The following is an 18459-nucleotide window of genomic DNA, read 5'->3' as shown; positions in this document are numbered from 1 at the left end:
TGACTGTCCTGGTGAAGGTTACTACAGACGCCCCGTTTACCCATGTCCCCATCCTCGCCGCTCCTTGTTGCTCAACTGTCTGACCTGCATTTGTTCTCGACACCGGAACAGACGCTGCTCGGTCTGCAGACAATGGCGTCATTTGCCGCAATTTTAGATGCTCTGAGGCAGCTTCCGCAGCAGCCTGATGTGATTCTGTTGACGGGGGACTTGGCCCAGGATGAATCGTCGGCTGCCTATGAGCAAATAGCACAGCGAATAGCACCGCTTAACATTCCCACCTACTGGCTGCCGGGGAATCACGACCATTCGCCCAGTATGGCGTCTATTTTGAACCAACCTCCGATTTATCTCGATAAGGCTTTTCAAATGGGGGGGTGGCAGTTTTTGATGCTAGATTCCACAGTCGCTCAGCAGGTACATGGGAAATTCTCAGCGCAGCACTTAGAGCAGCTAGAGCAGCAACTGCAGGCAAATACTAACCCAACTTTGATTGCCTTGCACCATCCGCCTGTGACCATTGACTCAGCTTGGTTAGATAATCTGGGCTTGCAAAATTCAGAAGCGTTTTTTGCCGTTGTCGAGCGCTATCCCCATGTGAAGCTCGCCATTTTTGGCCACATTCATCAGCAGGTTGAACAGCATCGACGGGGGATTGCTTATCTGAGTACACCCTCAACCTGTGTACAGTTTGCACCGCACCAAAAAACGTTTGCCCTTGACGAAACCCGGCCAGGATTCCGATTGCTACAGCTTTACCCGGATGGCACTTTTGAAAGCGAGGTGCAGCGAGTTCAGATTGATCTGCCTCAGCTTGATGTTGCGGCTCAAGGATATTGAGCCGCTAGGTTATTGGGGTCTGATATCAATGATGCTGGCTTTGAAGTTGTACTGTTGCCCCCCTAGTTCGACGGGGACGCCCACTTTGATGTCTGTGCCGCCCAGCTTAATATTGTCGCCCTTGACTTCGGCTTTGCCTTCTAAGGTGATTAATAAGTTTGAGACAAATTGGGCCTCTACCCTGGGATCGGGCAGAGGCTTAACGGAGCCATCGGGCTGGGTAATCGCCAGGTTCCGAGGTAGAAATTCAACGTTTTTGATATCGACTTGACCGGCTGGGGCATTGCGAATGATGAAGCTGGTTTTATCACCTGCCCTGATGAGTTCTTTGGGATTGCGAGCGCTGAGACCGAGGACTACGGCGTCAACCTCAACGGTTTTTGAGCCGCTATTCCCGATAACGGGTCCTCCACTGCCAGGGAGGACAAATATCCCTAAAACGACGAACAAGATCACAAGGGCCGCGCCTACGTCGAGGATGTTAACTTTGCCAAACAAACGACCTTGCGCGTCTATAACTGCCATAAAGCTTTGATCCTTAGCCGATAATCTGATGCAAATGTGGCGCTTGTGATTGCCTGTGGAGGGGCCGTGCCCTATTTGCTGGTGTCAGAGTATCACGACTGCTGTACGCAGTAATAGATTGCTGCGCCCACAACCAAGGGGCGATGATGCTGGATGTAACAGTTTGATCTCACATGAGGATATTGATCTTAAGATAGTAGCAGTGAGTGAAGCACAACCCTATGAGCGTTCCTGACACCCAACAAGCACAGCTAACCGACTACACAACTGCAGATGTAGAACAACTAGCGCAGCGCCTTGATGCTGATGATTATGAAACTCCGTTTGCGGCTTTAGGTGACTGGCATCTATTAAGAGCTGTTGCCTTTCAGCGGCCAGAGTTGGCAGAACCTTATATGCATCTGCTGGACTTAGAAGCTTTTGACGAGTCCTAGAGGATGGGCGAGAGGCTTGAGGGTTAATATCAAGCCTTGCTAGATCTCTCTAAACCCCTCGTTTGATGGGTGATTTTTAGATTCTTATTCCCTTTTTAGGGTGGCTAGGGGGGATGGGGCACCTTTTAGGCAATTTCTTTGGTGATTTGTATCTAGGAGTAGTCTTCAAACCCTGGATGATCTCGCTGGTTTGCTGCTTCTGGGGAGCAAGTTGATATTTTTGGGAAACTTTTCCTACGGTAAACTGTGGCTCAACGCATTCTAATTGGCATCGGTGGTGGTATTGCGGCCTATAAGATGTGTGAGGTTATTTCTACCCTCGTTAAGTCTGGGGTAGAGGTGCGGGTAATGCTAACGGAGGCCGCTCAGGCATTCGTGACGCCGCTGACGGTGACAACGCTCTGCCGCTACCCGGTCTATGACGATATGAGCCTTTGGCAACCGATCCATGAACGGCCTCTGCATATTGAGCTGGCGGACTGGGCTGATCTCATGCTTTTGGCTCCGTTAACGGCAAATACGCTGGCTAAGCTTGTCTGTGGGCTGGCCGATAATTTATTGACGAATACGGTTTTAGCGTCTGACTGTCCGATTCTAGTGGCACCCGCGATGAATACGACGATGTGGCAGCAATCTTCAGTACGGCGAAATTGGGAGCAGCTGCAGCAAGAGTCGCGCTATCACTCTGTTGGCCCAGGATCCGGTTTACTAGCCTGCGACACGGTGGGTTTGGGGCGTATGGTAGAGCCAGCAGATATACTGAGCTATTTAGCTTCACTTCAGCATTCGCAGGGTATCCGAGATTTGGCGGGTAAGACGCTGCTAATTAGTGCAGGAGGAACCCGTGAACATCTCGATCCGGTGAGATTTATTGGTAATCCGTCTACGGGGAGAATGGGGGTAGCACTGGCGTTGGCCGCTTGGCATCGCGGGGCAAGAGTGCATTTGGTGCATGGGCCGTTGGTGGAGCCGTTGTCGCGGGTCTCAAATATTGATGCTGTTGCGGTGAGAGGGGCTGAGGAAATGAGAACGCAACTCCTAAAAGTATTCCCCACCGCAGACTGGACGATCATGGCAGCAGCAGTCGGCGACGTTAAACCCGCACAATACTCGACGGCAAAGCTTCCCAAAAAGTCACTTCCAGAATCATTAGCTCTAGAGCCTATTCCTGATATTTTGTCGGAACTCAGTCGGCTTAAACAGCCCCACCAGAGACTGATTGGGTTCGCGGCTCAGACCGGAGATATTGTGACACCGGCTAAAGACAAGCTGCAGAGGAAAGGGTTGGATGCGATCTCAACTAACCCGGTAGACCAGCCCAACAGCGGCTTTGGCAGCAGTCAGAATCAAGCCACTCTGATTGATAAAACCGGTCGCCAGCTTGAAGTTTCAAACTGTAGCAAGCTATCGATGGCTCACCAGCTTTTAGATTTTATCCGGGATTTAGAATAGCGGTTCGCCGGCAATAAAATTGAAAAACGCGGCCAATACGCAAAACCCCCAAGACATCTGACCGACATCAAGGGGAAAGCGTATACTGACAAATCAAACGGGCTAGGAGGGATTCGAACCCCCGACACCGTGGTCCGTAGCCACGTGCTCTAGTCCACTGAGCTACAAGCCCTCAGAGGAACTCCATCTTACCATAGCTGTACCTATGACAACAGAATTTACAGAGGGGAATGGTGGGCCTGGCTTTCAGCCCCCCCATGATGACTCTCCTACTCTCACTCATCTAGATGTTCAGGGGCAGGCCCATATGGTCGATGTCTCCGAAAAAGTGGTGACTGCTAGAGTTGCGATCGCACAGGGGCAAGTCCTGATGTCCGCGGCAACCTTTGCCGCTATTGAAGCTGGCAATGCTCCCAAAGGCGATGTTCTCGGCACTGCCCGTTTAGCCGGAATTATGGCAGCGAAGCAAACAGCTCAGCTTATTCCCCTTTGTCATCCCCTACCGCTGCAGAAAATTAAGGTTGAGATTACCCCTGATGCCCAACGCTCGGGCTATGTTATTCAAGCAATCGTGAAAACGAAATCAGAGACAGGCGTAGAGATGGAAGCACTGACCGCTGTTTCGATTGCTGCACTCACCCTCTACGACATGGCCAAAGCACTGGAAAAATCGATCCGCATTGAGAACATTCATCTATTGCACAAACAGGGCGGGAAATCAGGAGAGTGGCATACCTCTAAAATCTGACGTTGAGCATCATCTTTCATACCCTCGAAACAGACCAAGAGCAGATCATGAGGGGACCGTACTGTTTTTCACTCAATATTTATTGAATCGCTCAACTTCTGACGATTTCTATAGCTCTGCGGGTACCGCAGGCATCGCAGCCGTCTCTAGCCAGTCAAAAATTCGTTCTAGCTGCTGCAGCGTAATCAACCCATACTGCCAAAGGAGCATGTGGAGCTGACCTGGACAGTAGCCACTACAGCGCTGCACAACCGTAATGGAGTTAGTCGGTATATCTAGCTCGGTTTGTAGATACTCAATAAACTTCTGCTGTAAAGAAACTGACATTTGGGAGCCTGGGAAGAATAGATGTGTTCAAAAGAGGTGAAATAACCTGTTCACACCACTATCGCCACTCCCAAGTAGATTGCCCAAGGGGAAACCACTGAACTTTTGACGGTTGCCATCAGCCTTCAAACTCCCTACATACGTATATTTCGCAGATGTCGCTACAGCATCGCCCAAAATGGCGGTCAGGACTGGAAATATGTTGGTATACTAATTGAGCTTCTGAACTAGCCTAGAGTTCTGAAACTCAATCGCTAGTTAAATTGCGAGCGGATGTGGTGGAATTGGTAGACACGCACGCTTGAGGGGCGTGTGGCGTAAGCCTTGCGAGTTCGATTCTCGCCATCCGCATCAAATACCCCCCGCAGCTTTTGAGCTGCGGGGGGTGTTAGTTATTGCCCCATGTTTTGGGGCTGAATCAAGCACTCATTTCTAACATTCTCTCCATTGGTTTTAGAGCCGCAACACGCACCTCTTCAGGCAAAGTAATCTCAGGGGAGCGTTCCTTCATGGCCGTATAAAGCTTTTCTAGAGTGTTCAGGCGCATATAGGGACATTCATTACAGGCACAATTCTGTGTTGGCGGGGCGGGAATATAGGTTTTCCCTGGAGCCTGCTTCTGCATCTGATGCAAAATGCCGGATTCAGTCGCCACAATAAACGCCTGTTTGGGGCTTTGCTGCGTGTAGTTGAGCAGTGCTGTTGTCGACCCCACAAAATGGGCATGGCGCAAAATTGTCGGTTCACATTCAGGGTGGGCCACAACCTCTGCCTCAGGATGCTGAACTTTTAAATCGATAAGCTTACGTTCAGAAAAAGTCTCATGCACAATACAGCTTCCGTCCCAAAGCAGCAGATCTCGTCCGGTCTGAGCCATCACATACCGACCCAGATTTTTATCGGGGGCAAAGATAATGGGCTGTTCTGCAGGAATTTGCTGCACAATTTGTACGGCATTAGAGCTAGTACAGATAATATCGCTCATTGCTTTAATCGCAGCAGTGCAGTTGACGTAAGAGATCACCAAATGGTCGGGGTGAACGGCCTTAAAAGCTGCAAACTGATCGGGAGGGCAGCTATCTGCCAAAGAGCAACCCGCCTCTAGATCCGGCAGCAGTACTAGCTTATTTGGATTGAGAATCTTCGCGGTCTCCGCCATGAAGTGAACGCCAGCAAAGACAATCACATCGGCATCGGTGCTGGCTGCCTGTCGAGACAATCCCAAGGAGTCACCGATGTAATCCGCAACATCCTGTATTTCAGACTCTTGGTAATAGTGAGCTAAAACTACGGCGTTGAGCTCGCGCTTGAGTTCTTGAATTGCTGAGACTAAGTCTAAGGGCAGCGCAGTGTCCGACGAACGAAGAGCAGTAAACACGTCTCAATACCTTTATGGCTAGGTTAAATTTTGACTATTTTAATTATAGTCGTTTTCACCAAAATAGACCGTTATTGATTGACTCTATGCATTTAGAACAATCTGAAGGTTGCTTCAGTATCAATTTCGATTTGCAAGGCTTGGCTTTTTCCCGACTTCTTCACAAGTGGAGGCTAAATTAGTAAATAACGCTTAGCAGTGTACCCCCACGGTTAAGCAACCCCACCAAACCCCTAGCCAAGCAGACGGCTAGGGGTTTAACTTTCTCTCTTGTTCTGCCCGTTTTTTCCCGACTTCTTCACAAGTGGAGGCTAAATTAGTAAATAACGCTTAGCAGTGTACCCCCACGGTTAAGCAACCCCACCAAACCCCTAGCCAAGCAGACGGCTAGGGGTTTAACTTTAGCCGTAGTCCGTTGAGCTGGGGTAGTTCTTCATTTTGCCAATATTGATTTCAGTTACTGTATTGCCTGATGTCATCCACTAAATAGTCTTGATGAATACGTGCACTGTTAGATGGGCTGATTTTTTCCCGACTTCTTCACAAGTGGAGGCTAAATTGTAGATAACGCTTAGCAGTGTACCCCCACGGTTAAGCAACCCCACCAAACCCTTAGCCAAGCAGACGGCTAGGGGTTTATCTTTATCTGATGTCAATGCACTAATCTCTGCTTCCGTGTTCGACGCTTGGCGCTGGGTAAGCAAGTTTACATAAATTTGTTAAGATAGTTTAAGCGGTTTCGGTGTCAGCTTAGCTGCTGCCGCAATTGTTGCCGATTTTGTCTTTCTACTGCAGTTTAAGAGTTGCTTCATGTACACTAACTTATCCACCCAAGCCAATCCCAGGTCAAATTCTGTCGTGGAGGCTGCAGCCGTTGAGCATCATGAAGCATGGAAGTGGGGATGGACCCGCAATGCAGAGCTCTGGAACGGCCGCCTAGCGATGCTGGGGTTCTTTTTGGTGTTGTTTGCTGTTTTGGCTTGGTCGTAGGTCTGTTTAGACTAGATTAGAAATTGTCTGAGCGAGTTGAAAGTCCAGCTCAGTTAGTCCTCCCGCGTCGTGCGTTGTGATTGTGATTGAGACTTTGTTGTAGCTAATGCTGATGTCGGGGTGGTGGCCAATTGCTTCAGCTGGCGATACAAGTTTATTGACAAATGCGATCGCTTCTACAAAGTCTTGAAATTTTTTTGTTTGGTGAAGGGTTTCGCCATCCGTTTTCCAGTCTGGTAAAGTGGATGTCTTTTCTGTGATGGCTGCTTTGTCAAGTCGTACAGGCATGCTATTTCTTCTCGAAGAGAGTAGGGTTGTATCTTCCCTTATGGTAGGGGATACAAAGCTTGGCCTTCAATCTTGCTCAAAAATTTGAGGTGCGTCTACAATCAGGTAGGTGTAGGTTCCATGGTTCCTATATATTGAGTTAGATCTGCATACATTGGCTTGTAGACAGCTCTATGGAGCAGGTTGAGGCTATGCGATGTTTTCTGAGTCTGTGAGAGAGGAGCGTCAGTCCTGCGGTCGGCCTAAGGGTTGGCCAACAGCCATCGAAGAAAACTGATGGCTCTTCTTCCATACTAAAGACGTCACTCTCAGTAGACCCATGGCCATCGACAAAATATCCAAGGATCGTCAGAAAGAAGCAGAGCAAATGCAGAACGTTTTGCTGCTGCTGAATCATTTAGTCGAGAATGAAGAGACGACCTTGAAATTAATTATTGGTTGTCTATACGACGTAGGTGCCGTCAATCTAATTAACCAAAAAGTAACTGGAGAGCGCCAGAATCGTGTTGCCCGCACTTTGGCTGGAATGTCGAAACCAGCTGCAAAAGTTCTTGCTCTAAGGTGGTTTAAGAAGAATTGCCCGACTCTTATCGTCAATTGGCTACAGTCCAAGGTTTCGCTCCGGCCGGATCCGGATCCGGAGCCTGTTCCATCCGTTGCTGAAGTCGTGTCATCTGATAATTCTGAAGCCGCACTACTTCAAAAAAGCGCAATTCCTCGCTCACAGGTTCGAGAGATCAAGCAGCTTCGCAGTCAAATTAAAATTCTCTCGGGGTTGTTACTATGCACGATGACGGCATTAGGCGGTACCGCCGTATGGCAGGTCTACCAGGTAAGTTTAGAGTCCTCCACAGCCAAGCCTGAACTGCAGCCTGTTACGACTTCTCCCAACGAGCAGATCCAGTAAGTTGCTCACCACATCCATTACTTTCTCTAATTTGCCTCGAGTTTTCTGCTGAGCTAAGAAAGGGCCTTTATAAGGTGGTGTGCGCCGTTATCGCTAAATCACAAAGCCTAGGTAGGTTTAAAATCGAGTCCTCCTCGCCGCTTGGGTAAGCTTTTGCTGAGGGCTGAATTGATTTCTGAGGCACGGATTGAAGTCGCAGCTCATGACGAATCTTCTTATGCCAATCTGCTCTTTGGAGAGATCTTAGCCCTTCGCGGCTAGCTCAAATAGGAGACAGCTGATTTCTTCGTTGAGCAGTGGCCCAATTTGCTTGGTCAAGTCCATAAGCTTTGGTTGGGTGAGCTGCAGCATTGTTGAGTACAGACCAAGTTGAGCGCATCTGTTGTGAGCAGCGATAACAGCCGTCGTTTTGCTCGGGCTGATGAAGCAGCCGACGCTGGATTTTTTCCTGCTCCATTTATTCCCTGAAGAATGCTTTGCGGGGATGCTAATGAAAAAGCATTCCGCCCCATCTCAGCGTGAAAAGAGCAATATTCAGCTGGATCCTAAACTAGACGCGAAGGTTACTCTATCGCAAGCGAAAACGACTCGAATCTAGTCACCTGACGAAGATGAAGTTCAGTGGATTGGGTAAACACAAAGATCTCTTTTGAGACAGGTGTTTAAGGTTTGGTGAGCCTAAGTGCTGTCAATTTCAAGACTTCCTTGGTTGCCGTCAAGATGCGCCATTACGCCAACCGGAAGTGCTGCGTTGGCACCTTGATGGCCAAAGGGTAAGTCCGCGACGATTGGAATGCCCAAGTCGCCGATGCGATCGCGTAATGTTTCTGTAACGGTTTCTTCCCCTGGATTCTCACAGTCACTGAACCGCCCGAGAGCAATTCCTCGGATGGACTGTAGTGCCCCCGTCATTCGCCATTGGGTTAGCATGCGGTCGATGCGATAGGGAGCTTCGCCTACGTCTTCAAAGGCTAAAATGACACCGGATAAATCAGGCTGCACGGCAGTCCCAAGCAGGTGAGTGGCTACAGTTAGATTGGCTGGCAGAAGTTTACCGGTGGTACGGCCACCGCCCCAGCCAGCGCCCTTGAGCGGAGCGATGGCTCGACCTTCAACCCAGTCAAATAGACGCTGTACTGACCAGTCTGGCTCTTGGGCTAGCGTTGTGAGAACGGGGCCATGAACACCAGATATGCCGGTTTGTGCCAAGCTCCAGAGTAGGCTGGTGATATCGGAAAAGCCAATCAGCCATTTTTCCGGTACAGCAGGCCACTTCCATGTTTCGAGCAGTCGGGCACCGCCATAGCCACCCCGGCCACAGAGAATCGCCCGGTATCGCTGATCTCTCAGTCCTTGTTCAAGCGAGGCCCGCCGTTTTGGGTCTGTGCCTGCGAGGTAAGCCCACTGCTGCTTATAGCTGGGGGATAGATCGATCTGATAGCCACGATCCCTCCACATCTCGATTCCTTTATGAAAGGGGTCTGGATCTCGTAGGGGACCGCTGGGCATCGTCACCCAAAGGCGGTCTCCGGGTTTGAGGGGAGTCGGTCGCAGACAAAGTTGCACGGCGGAGCTGAGAATATAGTGTTACGCTTCCCCAAAGGTTAGCGGAAAAGTGTGGTGCGATGACAGGTCAGATTCCCCCCGAGGCTGAGGAGCGTGAGGTTCGCTTTTTGGGGAGTGCTTCGATTGATGGCACGCCGATTGCGTATATTGTTGTGCTGGCGTCTGTGGTGACGGCGCTCTCGTTTATTCCGTTCTCGGTGACCCTGGGGACGTCTGTGAGCGCGATTCCCTTGAGCAGCGGCATTCTACCTTTAGTTGGCTTTTTATTAGGACCAGTAGCAGGGGCTGTGGCCTGCAGTATTGGCACGTTTATCGGTGCCTTTTTGGCTCCCTATACGGCTGGGATTTTGCCGCTGACGGTGGGAGGGGCTGCTGTTGCGAGTCTTGCTGCTGGCTTAATGGGGGCACGGCGGGGTTGGTGGTGCTGGATTTTGGTGGGTTTTGCAGTACCGGCCTATTTATTTCTGGCGGCTCGGGCTGTGATTCAGAATGGGGTAGACCTCAAAATATTTGTTGCTGGCACTTTTATTGACTGGTCAGCTTTGATTTTTCTGATTTTGCCTGTTCGTAAGCTGGTGGGCCGCTGGCTGCAAAGTTCTGATCTGATCCAGTTGGCGATGGGCCTAGTTTTAGGAACCTGGATTTCTGGAGGCGTCGCGCATCTGTTCCAGATGAGTATTTCCTATGCGGTTTTCAACTGGCCCCAGGAGATCTGGATTACGCTGATTCCGGTTATTCCTTTTGAGCAGGTCGTGCGTTGTGTCGTTGGGACGCTAATTGGTGCACGGGTGATTACTGGGTTGCGGGTGCTCTTTTTGATTAAGCCACCCGCTGCTCTTTATTAACCTTGCCAAGCATTGAATGATGCAAAGGTCTGCCAGGGTAGCTTGTGGGTGATGTATTGCTGTTGCTTACCTTCTAGGGCTGCAGCAATCGCAATATCCACGCACGGTGATCTCATAATTCTCTACCTGCAATCCTGAGCGCAGCCCCTTGAATTCTAAATTCTGGAGCTTTTCCCAGGCGATATCTTCAATTACACCGCAGGACTGACATCGAAAATGGTGGTGAGGGGCAATGTTGGCATCATAACGGCAAACTCCTTCTTCCAAGAGAACCTCTTGCACCAGTCCCACCTCTCGCAGGGCCTGGAGCGAGTTGTACACAGTTGCCTGAGAAGAGGTCGGTACGTCTTGATTCAGATGACTTGAAATCTGCTCTGCCGTCGGATGGTCCGAACGCGCCAGTAAGTGGGCATAGACTGCAAAGCGTTGGGGCGTTACCCGCAATCCCTTCGACTTCATTTGCTGAACAATTCTATCTGCCGTTTGCTGCATCGATGATTCCTCCGGAGACGCGCTAAACCCCACCTCAATGCGTAAGTTTAAGGATTTATTATAACAAGCCCCACTTCTCTAGTCTACAGATATTCATCTTTCTGAGTAAAACTTAAATCTGAATAATTATTTTTGTTTATTTACTCTTAAGTTAGAACTATTCTGATATAAGTGGATAAGAGCAGGATACCCTGCTTCAAAAGTGAGTGAATCAATAGAGAGGGCTGTGTGGCTGTTATTAAGCGTGTGCTAACACTGTTTTCAAGGTTCGGATTGTTTGTGAGTCAGTCTCCAGCGTCAGCTCCTGTTGTTGGCGAGGCACAACCGCTCGAAGAGGCTGTCGGTTCGCAGTCCCCAGCATCCACATTGCAATACACGAGAGGCGATACTATGACTAGCACTATTGGCGGCGTAAGTGGCGGCACAAATGGCAGCGCAAGTAAATGTCCGTTTATGGGCGGAGATCTAAAGTTCACCGCTGGCGGTGGCACGTCTAACCGAGACTGGTGGCCGAATAAGCTGAACCTGAATATTCTCCATCAGCACTCCTCCAAATCTAATCCCATGGGTGAGGCGTTCAACTACGCTGAAGCGTTCAAGAGCCTTGACCTAGAGGCTGTGAAGCAAGATATCTTTCAACTAATGCGCACGTCCCAAGACTGGTGGCCCGCTGACTACGGCCACTATGGACCGCTCTTTATTCGGATGGCTTGGCATAGCGCTGGCACGTACCGCATCGGTGACGGTCGTGGCGGTGCAGGTACCGGCAACCAGCGCTTTGCGCCTCTCAACAGTTGGCCTGACAACGCCAACCTCGACAAGGCACGTATGCTGCTATGGCCGATCAAGCAAAAATACGGTGCGAAAATCTCTTGGGCCGATCTGATGATCCTCACCGGCAACTGCGCCCTAGAGTCGATGGGACTCAAGACCTTCGGCTTTGCTGGTGGTCGCGAAGACATCTGGGAACCCGAAGAAGATATTTACTGGGGCACTGAGGCCGAATGGCTAGGCGACAAGCGCTATACAGGCGATCGCGAACTCGAAGGGACGCTGGGTGCCGTGCAAATGGGTCTCATCTACGTTAATCCCGAAGGGCCGAACGGTCGTCCTGACCCAGTTGCGTCTGGACGAGACATTCGCGAAACCTTTGGGCGAATGGCGATGAACGATGAGGAAACCGTTGCCCTCGTTGCGGGTGGACACACCTTTGGTAAATGCCACGGTGCTGGCGATGATGCACATGTTGGTCGTGAGCCAGAAGGAGCCAGTATTGAAGAGCAAGGTCTTGGCTGGAAAAGTAGCTTTGGTACGGGCAAAGGCGTTGATACGATCAGCAGCGGTATCGAAGGTGCCTGGACCACCAATCCAGTGAAGTGGGACAACAATTACTTCGAGAACCTATTTAACTATGAGTGGGAGCTAACGAAAAGTCCTGCGGGTGCTAATCAGTGGGTACCTCAGGGGGGCGCGGGTGCCAATACGGTGCCCGACGCCCACGATCCGTCGAAGCGCCATGCGCCAATGATGACGACAGCGGATATGGCGATGCGAATGGACCCCCTCTATGGGCCGATTTCGCGACGCTTTTTTCAGAACCCAGATCAGTTTGCCGATACTTTCGCTAGGGCTTGGTACAAGCTGACCCACCGTGACATGGGGCCTCGCGTGCGCTATCTGGGTCCAGAGGTTCCTGCAGAGGAGCTTGCATGGCAGGATCCGATTCCCGCAGCTACGCATGAGCTGATTGATGAGCAAGATATCGTTGCTCTTAAGAGTCAAATTCTGGCAACGAGTCTATCGGTTTCCCAGCTCGTTTCGACGGCTTGGGCCTCGGCTTCAACGTTCAGGGGATCTGACATGCGCGGCGGTGCAAATGGGGCGCGCATTCGTCTCTCGCCACAAAAAGATTGGGCGGTCAACCAGCCTGCTCAGTTGGCAACGGTGCTACAGACTCTGGAGGCGATTCAGCAAACCTTCAACACCTCGCAGTCTGGCGGCAAGCGGGTTTCGCTTGCAGACGTAATCGTTCTGGGTGGATGTGCTGGCGTTGAGCAGGCGGCGAAGAAGGCGGGTTGGTATGACGTTACGGTTCCTTTTAAGCCAGGACGCACGGATGCCTCGCAGGCACAGACCGATGTGGCCTCCTTCGCGGTTCTTGAGCCGTTCGCGGATGGGTTCCGTAACTACCTCAAGGGGCAATACCCTGTCTCTGCGGAAGAGTTATTGCTGGATCGATCGCAGTTGCTGATGCTGTCTGCGCCGGAGATGACTGTCCTTGTCGGTGGCCTGCGCGTCTTAAATACGAATGTCGAGGGTCAGCACGGTGTGTTTACGAAGCGGCCTGAGAGTCTTACCAATGACTTCTTCACGAATTTGCTCGATATGGGCACGACCTGGAAGGCAACTTCTGAGGCTGAAGATGTATTTGAGGGACGCAATCGCGCAACGGGTGAACTCAAGTGGACCGGTACTCGTGTTGATCTAATCTTTGGTTCTAGCTCTCAACTCCGCGCCCTCGCGGAAGTCTATGCTTGTGCGGACTCTCAGAAGAAATTTGTGCACGATTTCGTGGCAGCGTGGGACAAGGTGATGAACCTCGATCGCTTTGACTTAGCCTAGCGTTCTCGGAACGGTGTCGGTCAGTGAGGCTTTCTAAGCCTCACTGACCTTTGAACTATATTGAACGGCTTATCTCCATCACTCTGGCAGCTATTCTTCAGGTTCTCTTTTAGGGTTGCGATCGCAACCCTAAACCACCATCCTCAGACAAATGCAAAGGTTGCATTTTGCTCAAGGCTATTGCTCTCAATACCTCGTAAAACCGCTAAATCCGTATTGCCGAAACTAATGATTGCGCTATCACCCTCCTGACTAAAACTTAAGTCAGCCGCAGATGACGCACCAATCCCTGCGATACCAATCACATCAGCCTCTAGCTCAAAATCAGTAATCACCAAAGCTACGCCCGGTAGATCCGCCACCGCTATCCAAAATTGGTCCGCCCCGGTTCCCCCAGCGACCTGATTCTCACCGCCAGCTTGATTGAAGAAGCGATCGTTCTCTTCTCCACCCGCCGAGACATCTCCTGTCCCTAAGATAAAGGTGTCGTTCCCGGCCCCGCCAAAGATACGATTTCCCCCTTGACTAGGGGAAGCATCAATTAAATCGTTGCCAGCTCCTGCAAAAACTAATTCGTTGCTATTGGCGACTTCTAAAATGTCGTCACCATCGGTGCCAAAATCTGGCTCAAGCTCTGGTGAAGTCGGCACTTCTGGCGCATCGACCGCTGTAACAGTGATTCTGGCAATTGGGTCTGTACTGGAAAAATCAGCATTCTCAGCCACTAGATTGCCATTGAATTCAAAGTCTAAGGCTCCTCCATCACCCGGAGGCCGAAAACCAGGGAAAGGTTGAATGGTTCCACCTTCATCAATACCGTCTCCAAATGCTTCGAAGGTATAAAGGAGGCTTTCGGGAGCTTCGTCATTAACCTCTGTGCCACCATCCCAGGCATCTGCACCCGTCACAATAAAATCTGCACCGACGAAATTGCCTGACGCATCGAAGATTTCTATCGCTTCAGGATCATCATTGCCGATAAAGCCATCATTGGTGGGGAACAGCATTGAGGCAAAGCTGAAGTAGCGATTTTCCTCTGGTGTGCCGTTGAGTGTGACCGTAAAGGTTTCAGTCTCTCCCGAGGCTTGGATAAAGAAGAATGGGTTCGTGACACTGTCTAAAACATTTTGGGGGAAGGCACTCGGGTCGTCGAGCAAGTCAAACAGTTCCGGATTGGTTCTGATGCTGGTTACTACCATCCCCTGTGTTCCACCATTTGCGCCTGCAGGATCGAGGAGGAATTCTCCCGCGAGCGTTCCTGGAGGAGGAGGTAGCGTCGGTAAATCTAGCCCTAAAGTCAACGCCTGTTGGATAGACAGCGGCAATTGAGCTGGATCTAGACCGGCGGCAATTATGTCTTCTAAAATCCCAGGCAAGACAGCCTCTTCTAAGCCGACTAAACCATCTTCAAACAGGAACTCTAGGGCTTCTGAAGCTGGATCGTCAGGGTTGAATGTATCAAAGCTGCCATCGTGGAGGCCAAACCATAGGGCCGCAAAGCCAATGCCATTTTCCGGCGCTAAGTTCTCTACGGTAATTTGTAAGGTTGTTGCTGAGGGCGGTTCAGGTTCAGGAGGAGCGTTTGTCGAATCAATCCATGCTCCTAAAACTTCGCTCAGTTGCTCTGGTACATCTTCTTGTAAAAAGTGAAAGGCCGGATTGTTGATCTCATCTCCCACGGTCTGTACCTCAAGACCAGGGATGGCTTCAGCAAGGGGAAGGACCACGTCTGCTGGAGCAAAGCCTGGTGTTCCGGCGATGAGCAGTCGAGGAATATCTGTTGTACTTAGGTAGTTCGCGAAGTTCAAAAACTCGGCAATATTCGGAACGGGTTCAGGAGGTAAGCCACCTACACCATCAGGATCATAGACGGGATGACCGGTTGTATTTAGGAGTGGTATCTCTAGTGGAAAAGAAAGGAGCTGATCTCTATCTTCCGCATTTGAAAAAGGATCTCTGTAAATTGTCTTCTCCGCGTCGGTGGGGCTTTCCGCGACCCCACCGAACTCAGGATTAAATAAATATCCTTCGATAAATAAATTTTCATCAACAATATTGGATGCACTGTTTGCAGGGTCGATAAAAGTATCGAAAAAATTACCCGGTAATGCTCTGAGGGCGTCAACATTTGGTAAAGGAACGATGGGACTCTCAAAGAATGCCAGTGCTTCCACATTGTCAGGATTATCAACAATGTAGTTTAATCCAATCGGACCACCCCAGTCATGACCTACAAAGGTAATGTCTTCAAGGTCTAAGGTGTCGACGAATTCACCAAAAAGTTGGCCATGCTCAACGAAACTAAGTGGATCCTCTGTTTTGTCTGAAAGCCCAAAATTGATTAGATCTGGAACAATCACTCGTCCTCTTGTTGCTAATTCAGGAATAATATCTCGCCAGAGGTAAGAAGATGTGGGGACTCCATGAAGTAAAACGATGGGATCTCCACTCCCTTCATCTAGATAGTGAATGTTGAGATCGTTGGATAGCTCCACAAAATTTGAAAGATAGGGAAATCCTTCAAAGGCTATCTGTTGTTGTGGTGTGTTCTGATGAGGGTTTTTCTGTGATAGCTCTTTGTCGACTTGGACAATAGAGTCCCTTAAGTCATGACGATTTTCTAAGCTCAGAGCACTCTTTATTCTTCTGATGAGGGCACTGTATTCATCAGAAAAGCCTAGCTGCTGCTCAGCGATATTTAGCCGTTCAGGATCAAATCGGCGAGAGAAAATTTCTCGTCCTTTTCCTTTGAAATTGGGTAGAGAGACTTTCTTTGTAGAGGGAGAAGTAGATAATTGTTGAGCAAGGACTGCAGCACTTCCATGACCTAGACCTCGATAATACTTTCCAAATGAATTTGGGGATTCTTTAAATACTTCTTGATTTAATCTTGAATTTTTTTGATGCTTTTCTTGAAAATATTTCTTGGACAGAATACCGTTGAAACTCTCAGAAAATCTCATAGCAAATACCTGATGTTATGGACTGGCCTAACAAGGGTCATTGCAGATATCTATAGAAATGGGACGGGTGAGAAACTCAAAAATGTCGGCTTCAATGATTTTTCGCTAATAAAATATAGGGAAAAACAGCTTGCTTTTATCCTCGCGTTCATCTTCTCCCATATTTTGTGCTGAAATCGTTAAAAACTAATAAGGAGGAATTAAATAATGTGAACGGGAATGAGTTGGGTTGATCATTGTTTATTTCCTGTGATGGAAACAATGCTCTGTTTTGACAGAGACTCCCAGTCAGCAAAATCTAGGCTCACAGTCCTTTGAGTTGCATTTATCCGCTGAGATCGATCATGCTATTGACTTCCCCTTAACCCCTGTGGCTATGGATGCGATCGCAACCCTCAAAAATGTCTACTACCTTTATCCCAAGTCCACAGCCCCGGTTCTGAAAGATATTTCCCTAGAGATCTATCGAGGAGAGTTTCTAGGTATCATTGGCCCCACAGGAGCGGGGAAAAGCACCCTTTGCCTGACGCTCAATGGAATTGTGCCGCAGTTCTATGGCGGTCGTTTTTTCGGTCACATCTCCATCGCAGGCAAAGATACCCTCAGCCATCCGATTAGCGATCTTGCGCGACACGTTGCCGCTGTCTTCGAAGATCCTGAAGTACAGCTCACGGCGACCTCAGTAGAAAATGAAATTGCCTTTGCCTTAGAGAATCTCAAGGTTCCAGCGCCTGAGATTCGAGCTAGGATTCCCCGCGTGTTGGCAGCGGTGAGATTGGAAGGGACGGAAGATAAGCATCCGCAGGATTTGTCGGGGGGGCAAAAACAGAGACTTGCGATCGCATCTGCCCTAGCCCTCCAGCCCGATCTCCTCATTCTTGATGAACCGACCTCCCAGCTTGACCCTGTTGGGGCCGAAGAAGTCTTCGCCACCGTCAAGCATCTTAATCAAACCCTAGGCGTCACCGTCGTCATGGTCAGCCACGCCGCTGAAGAGATGGCAACCTACGCAGATCGCCTTGCGCTGCTCTCTGACGGGCAACTTCAGGTCACCGGAGCGCCCTCAGAAATTTATGGTCAGTTTGCGCCTTTGCAGTCTCTGGGACTTCGGCCCCCTCAGGTGACGCAGACGATGGCCCAGATTAATGAACCGGCCTTGCAAGAGATGCCTGTCACTCTCTCGGAGGGCCTGGAAGCTCTAGAGAAATTGATCCGTCTGCGGGACTTATCTCCAGCCCCGAAAGCTGAGAAGTCTTCTCCCAGAGGTGCCCCCCCCCAAATCTCAGTGCGGAATTTAAGCCATACCTATACTGACGGTACGCAAGCGCTCACGGATATTTCTTTGGACATCTTTCCGGGTGAATATCTGTTGATTGCTGGCCAGAACGGAGCCGGTAAAAGCACGCTAGTGAAGCACTTTCTCAATTTGCTCAAGCCTACGTCTGGGAACGTAATGCTGGGGCAGCAGTCCACCGCGCAGCTAAAGATGAGTGAGTTAGCGCGCCGGATTGGCTATGTGGCGCAGAATCCAGACAACCAGATTTTTAACTCTACCGTTGAGAAAGAAGTCACCTATGCGCTGCGGAATCTAGGCTATGACTCGGGAACGATTCAGCAGCGAGCGACGGAGAGTTTAGCTGCGATGAATTTGCTCGAAGAGCGTCAGGTTCATCCGCTTTCGCTGCCGAAGGGCGATCGTGCCCGGATCGTGATTGCTGCCATCTTGGCAATGGAGCCAGAGATCATCATTTTGGATGAACCCACTATTGGTCAGGATGATCGCGGAGCCAATGCAATCTTGGAGGTGAGTCGGCAGCTTCATGAGATGGGCAAGACGCTGATTGTAATTACTCACCATCTGCATCTAATGCCAGACTATGCTGAGCGGGCCGTCATTATGGGGCAGGGGACAGTCTTGCTTGATACGTCACTGCGAGAGGCTTACCACCAGACTGAGATTCTGAAATCTACTTTCTTAGCGCCTCCCCAAGCTGTTTTGCTAGCGCAGCATCTAGGCCGACTGACAGAGAAAGATTATCCTTTGCTAACCCCTGCTGAGGTGGCTAGTTGTTTTCGCTAAGC

At 50.0% G+C, this 18459-nt stretch carries 16 protein-coding genes and 2 tRNA genes; 10 read left to right on the top strand and 8 right to left on the bottom strand.

The window, feature by feature from the left end; all coding sequences use genetic code 11:
* The first annotated feature begins 42 nt into the window (after window positions 1-42).
* Window positions 43-840 (top strand): 3',5'-cyclic-AMP phosphodiesterase, encoded by a 798-nt coding sequence (gene cpdA / locus C1752_RS06615; RefSeq protein ID WP_110985264.1) that lies wholly within the window; start codon window positions 43-45, stop codon window positions 838-840.
* Between the two features lie 9 nt (window positions 841-849).
* Here cpdA and C1752_RS06610 read toward each other — a convergent pair whose 3' ends face one another.
* Window positions 850-1365, bottom strand: coding sequence for a DUF4330 domain-containing protein (locus tag C1752_RS06610; RefSeq protein ID WP_110985263.1), 516 nt, complete (start codon window positions 1363-1365; stop codon window positions 850-852).
* Between the two features lie 221 nt (window positions 1366-1586).
* Here C1752_RS06610 and isiD point away from each other — a divergent pair, with 221 nt between their 5' ends.
* Window positions 1587-1799: a protein IsiD gene (gene isiD, locus C1752_RS06605; RefSeq protein WP_110985262.1), complete on the top strand. Its 213-nt coding sequence runs from the start codon at window positions 1587-1589 to the stop codon at window positions 1797-1799.
* Between the two features lie 246 nt (window positions 1800-2045).
* Window positions 2046-3251: a bifunctional phosphopantothenoylcysteine decarboxylase/phosphopantothenate--cysteine ligase CoaBC gene (coaBC, locus tag C1752_RS06600; protein ID WP_110985261.1), complete on the top strand. Its 1206-nt coding sequence runs from the start codon at window positions 2046-2048 to the stop codon at window positions 3249-3251.
* 98 nt (window positions 3252-3349) lie between these two features.
* Here coaBC and C1752_RS06595 read toward each other — a convergent pair.
* Window positions 3350-3423 (bottom strand) — tRNA-Arg (locus C1752_RS06595).
* A gap of 33 nt (window positions 3424-3456) precedes the next feature.
* Here C1752_RS06595 and moaC point away from each other — a divergent pair.
* Window positions 3457-3999, top strand: a complete 543-nt coding sequence (gene moaC, locus C1752_RS06590) for a cyclic pyranopterin monophosphate synthase MoaC (RefSeq protein ID WP_110985260.1) — start codon at window positions 3457-3459, stop codon at window positions 3997-3999.
* A 108-nt stretch (window positions 4000-4107) separates the two neighbouring features.
* Here the strand turns inward: moaC and C1752_RS06585 are convergent, their stop codons facing one another.
* The gene (locus C1752_RS06585) at window positions 4108-4326 is read right to left on the bottom strand and encodes a DUF2949 domain-containing protein (RefSeq protein WP_110985259.1); all 219 of its coding nucleotides are present in this window, start codon (window positions 4324-4326) and stop codon (window positions 4108-4110) included.
* A gap of 269 nt (window positions 4327-4595) precedes the next feature.
* Here C1752_RS06585 and C1752_RS06580 point away from each other — a divergent pair.
* Window positions 4596-4677: transfer RNA gene (locus C1752_RS06580), tRNA-Leu, on the top strand.
* Between the two features lie 67 nt (window positions 4678-4744).
* Here the strand turns inward: C1752_RS06580 and nadA are convergent.
* Complete coding sequence (nadA, locus tag C1752_RS06575; RefSeq protein ID WP_110985258.1) at window positions 4745-5704, bottom strand: quinolinate synthase NadA; 960 nt, start codon at window positions 5702-5704, stop codon at window positions 4745-4747.
* Between the two features lie 810 nt (window positions 5705-6514).
* Here nadA and C1752_RS29850 point away from each other — a divergent pair.
* Window positions 6515-6694, top strand: coding sequence for a chlorophyll a-b binding domain-containing protein (locus C1752_RS29850; RefSeq protein ID WP_110985257.1), 180 nt, complete (start codon window positions 6515-6517; stop codon window positions 6692-6694).
* 6 nt (window positions 6695-6700) lie between these two features.
* On the opposite strand, the gene C1752_RS06565 is transcribed toward C1752_RS29850, so the two are convergent.
* Window positions 6701-6982, bottom strand: coding sequence for a 4a-hydroxytetrahydrobiopterin dehydratase (locus tag C1752_RS06565; RefSeq protein WP_110985256.1), 282 nt, complete (start codon window positions 6980-6982; stop codon window positions 6701-6703).
* Between the two features lie 319 nt (window positions 6983-7301).
* Here C1752_RS06565 and C1752_RS28885 point away from each other — a divergent pair, with 319 nt between their 5' ends.
* Window positions 7302-7889 carry a hypothetical protein gene (locus tag C1752_RS28885; protein ID WP_199464308.1) on the top strand — a complete coding sequence of 196 codons (588 nt, stop codon included), beginning with the start codon at window positions 7302-7304 and terminating at the stop codon, window positions 7887-7889.
* A gap of 678 nt (window positions 7890-8567) precedes the next feature.
* Here the strand turns inward: C1752_RS28885 and C1752_RS06555 are convergent.
* Entirely contained in the window at window positions 8568-9455 is an 888-nt protein-coding gene (locus C1752_RS06555) for a S66 peptidase family protein (RefSeq protein ID WP_339373370.1), read from the bottom strand.
* A 59-nt stretch (window positions 9456-9514) separates the two neighbouring features.
* Between C1752_RS06555 and C1752_RS06550 the strand changes: the two genes are divergently transcribed.
* Window positions 9515-10300: a hypothetical protein gene (locus C1752_RS06550; protein ID WP_110985254.1), complete on the top strand. Its 786-nt coding sequence runs from the start codon at window positions 9515-9517 to the stop codon at window positions 10298-10300.
* Window positions 10301-10366: 66 nt separating this feature from the next.
* Here the strand turns inward: C1752_RS06550 and C1752_RS06545 are convergent, their stop codons facing one another.
* Entirely contained in the window at window positions 10367-10792 is a 426-nt protein-coding gene (locus tag C1752_RS06545) for a Fur family transcriptional regulator (protein ID WP_110985253.1), read from the bottom strand.
* A 390-nt stretch (window positions 10793-11182) separates the two neighbouring features.
* Here C1752_RS06545 and katG point away from each other — a divergent pair, with 390 nt between their 5' ends.
* A complete protein-coding gene (katG, locus tag C1752_RS06540) occupies window positions 11183-13414 on the top strand; it encodes a catalase/peroxidase HPI (protein WP_110985252.1) in 2232 nt (743 codons plus the stop codon).
* Window positions 13415-13557: 143 nt separating this feature from the next.
* Here the strand turns inward: katG and C1752_RS06535 are convergent, their stop codons facing one another.
* Entirely contained in the window at window positions 13558-16377 is a 2820-nt protein-coding gene (locus C1752_RS06535; RefSeq protein WP_110985251.1) for an alpha/beta fold hydrolase, read from the bottom strand.
* A 376-nt stretch (window positions 16378-16753) separates the two neighbouring features.
* Here C1752_RS06535 and C1752_RS06530 point away from each other — a divergent pair, with 376 nt between their 5' ends.
* Complete coding sequence (locus tag C1752_RS06530) at window positions 16754-18457, top strand: ABC transporter ATP-binding protein (RefSeq protein WP_110985458.1); 1704 nt, start codon at window positions 16754-16756, stop codon at window positions 18455-18457.
* Window positions 18458-18459 lie beyond the last annotated feature (2 nt).

Source organism: Acaryochloris thomasi RCC1774 (genome assembly GCF_003231495.1).
In the GTDB taxonomy this organism is placed as follows: Bacteria; Cyanobacteriota; Cyanobacteriia; order Thermosynechococcales; family Thermosynechococcaceae; genus RCC1774.
This window is presented reverse-complemented; position numbering and strand designations above follow the sequence as displayed.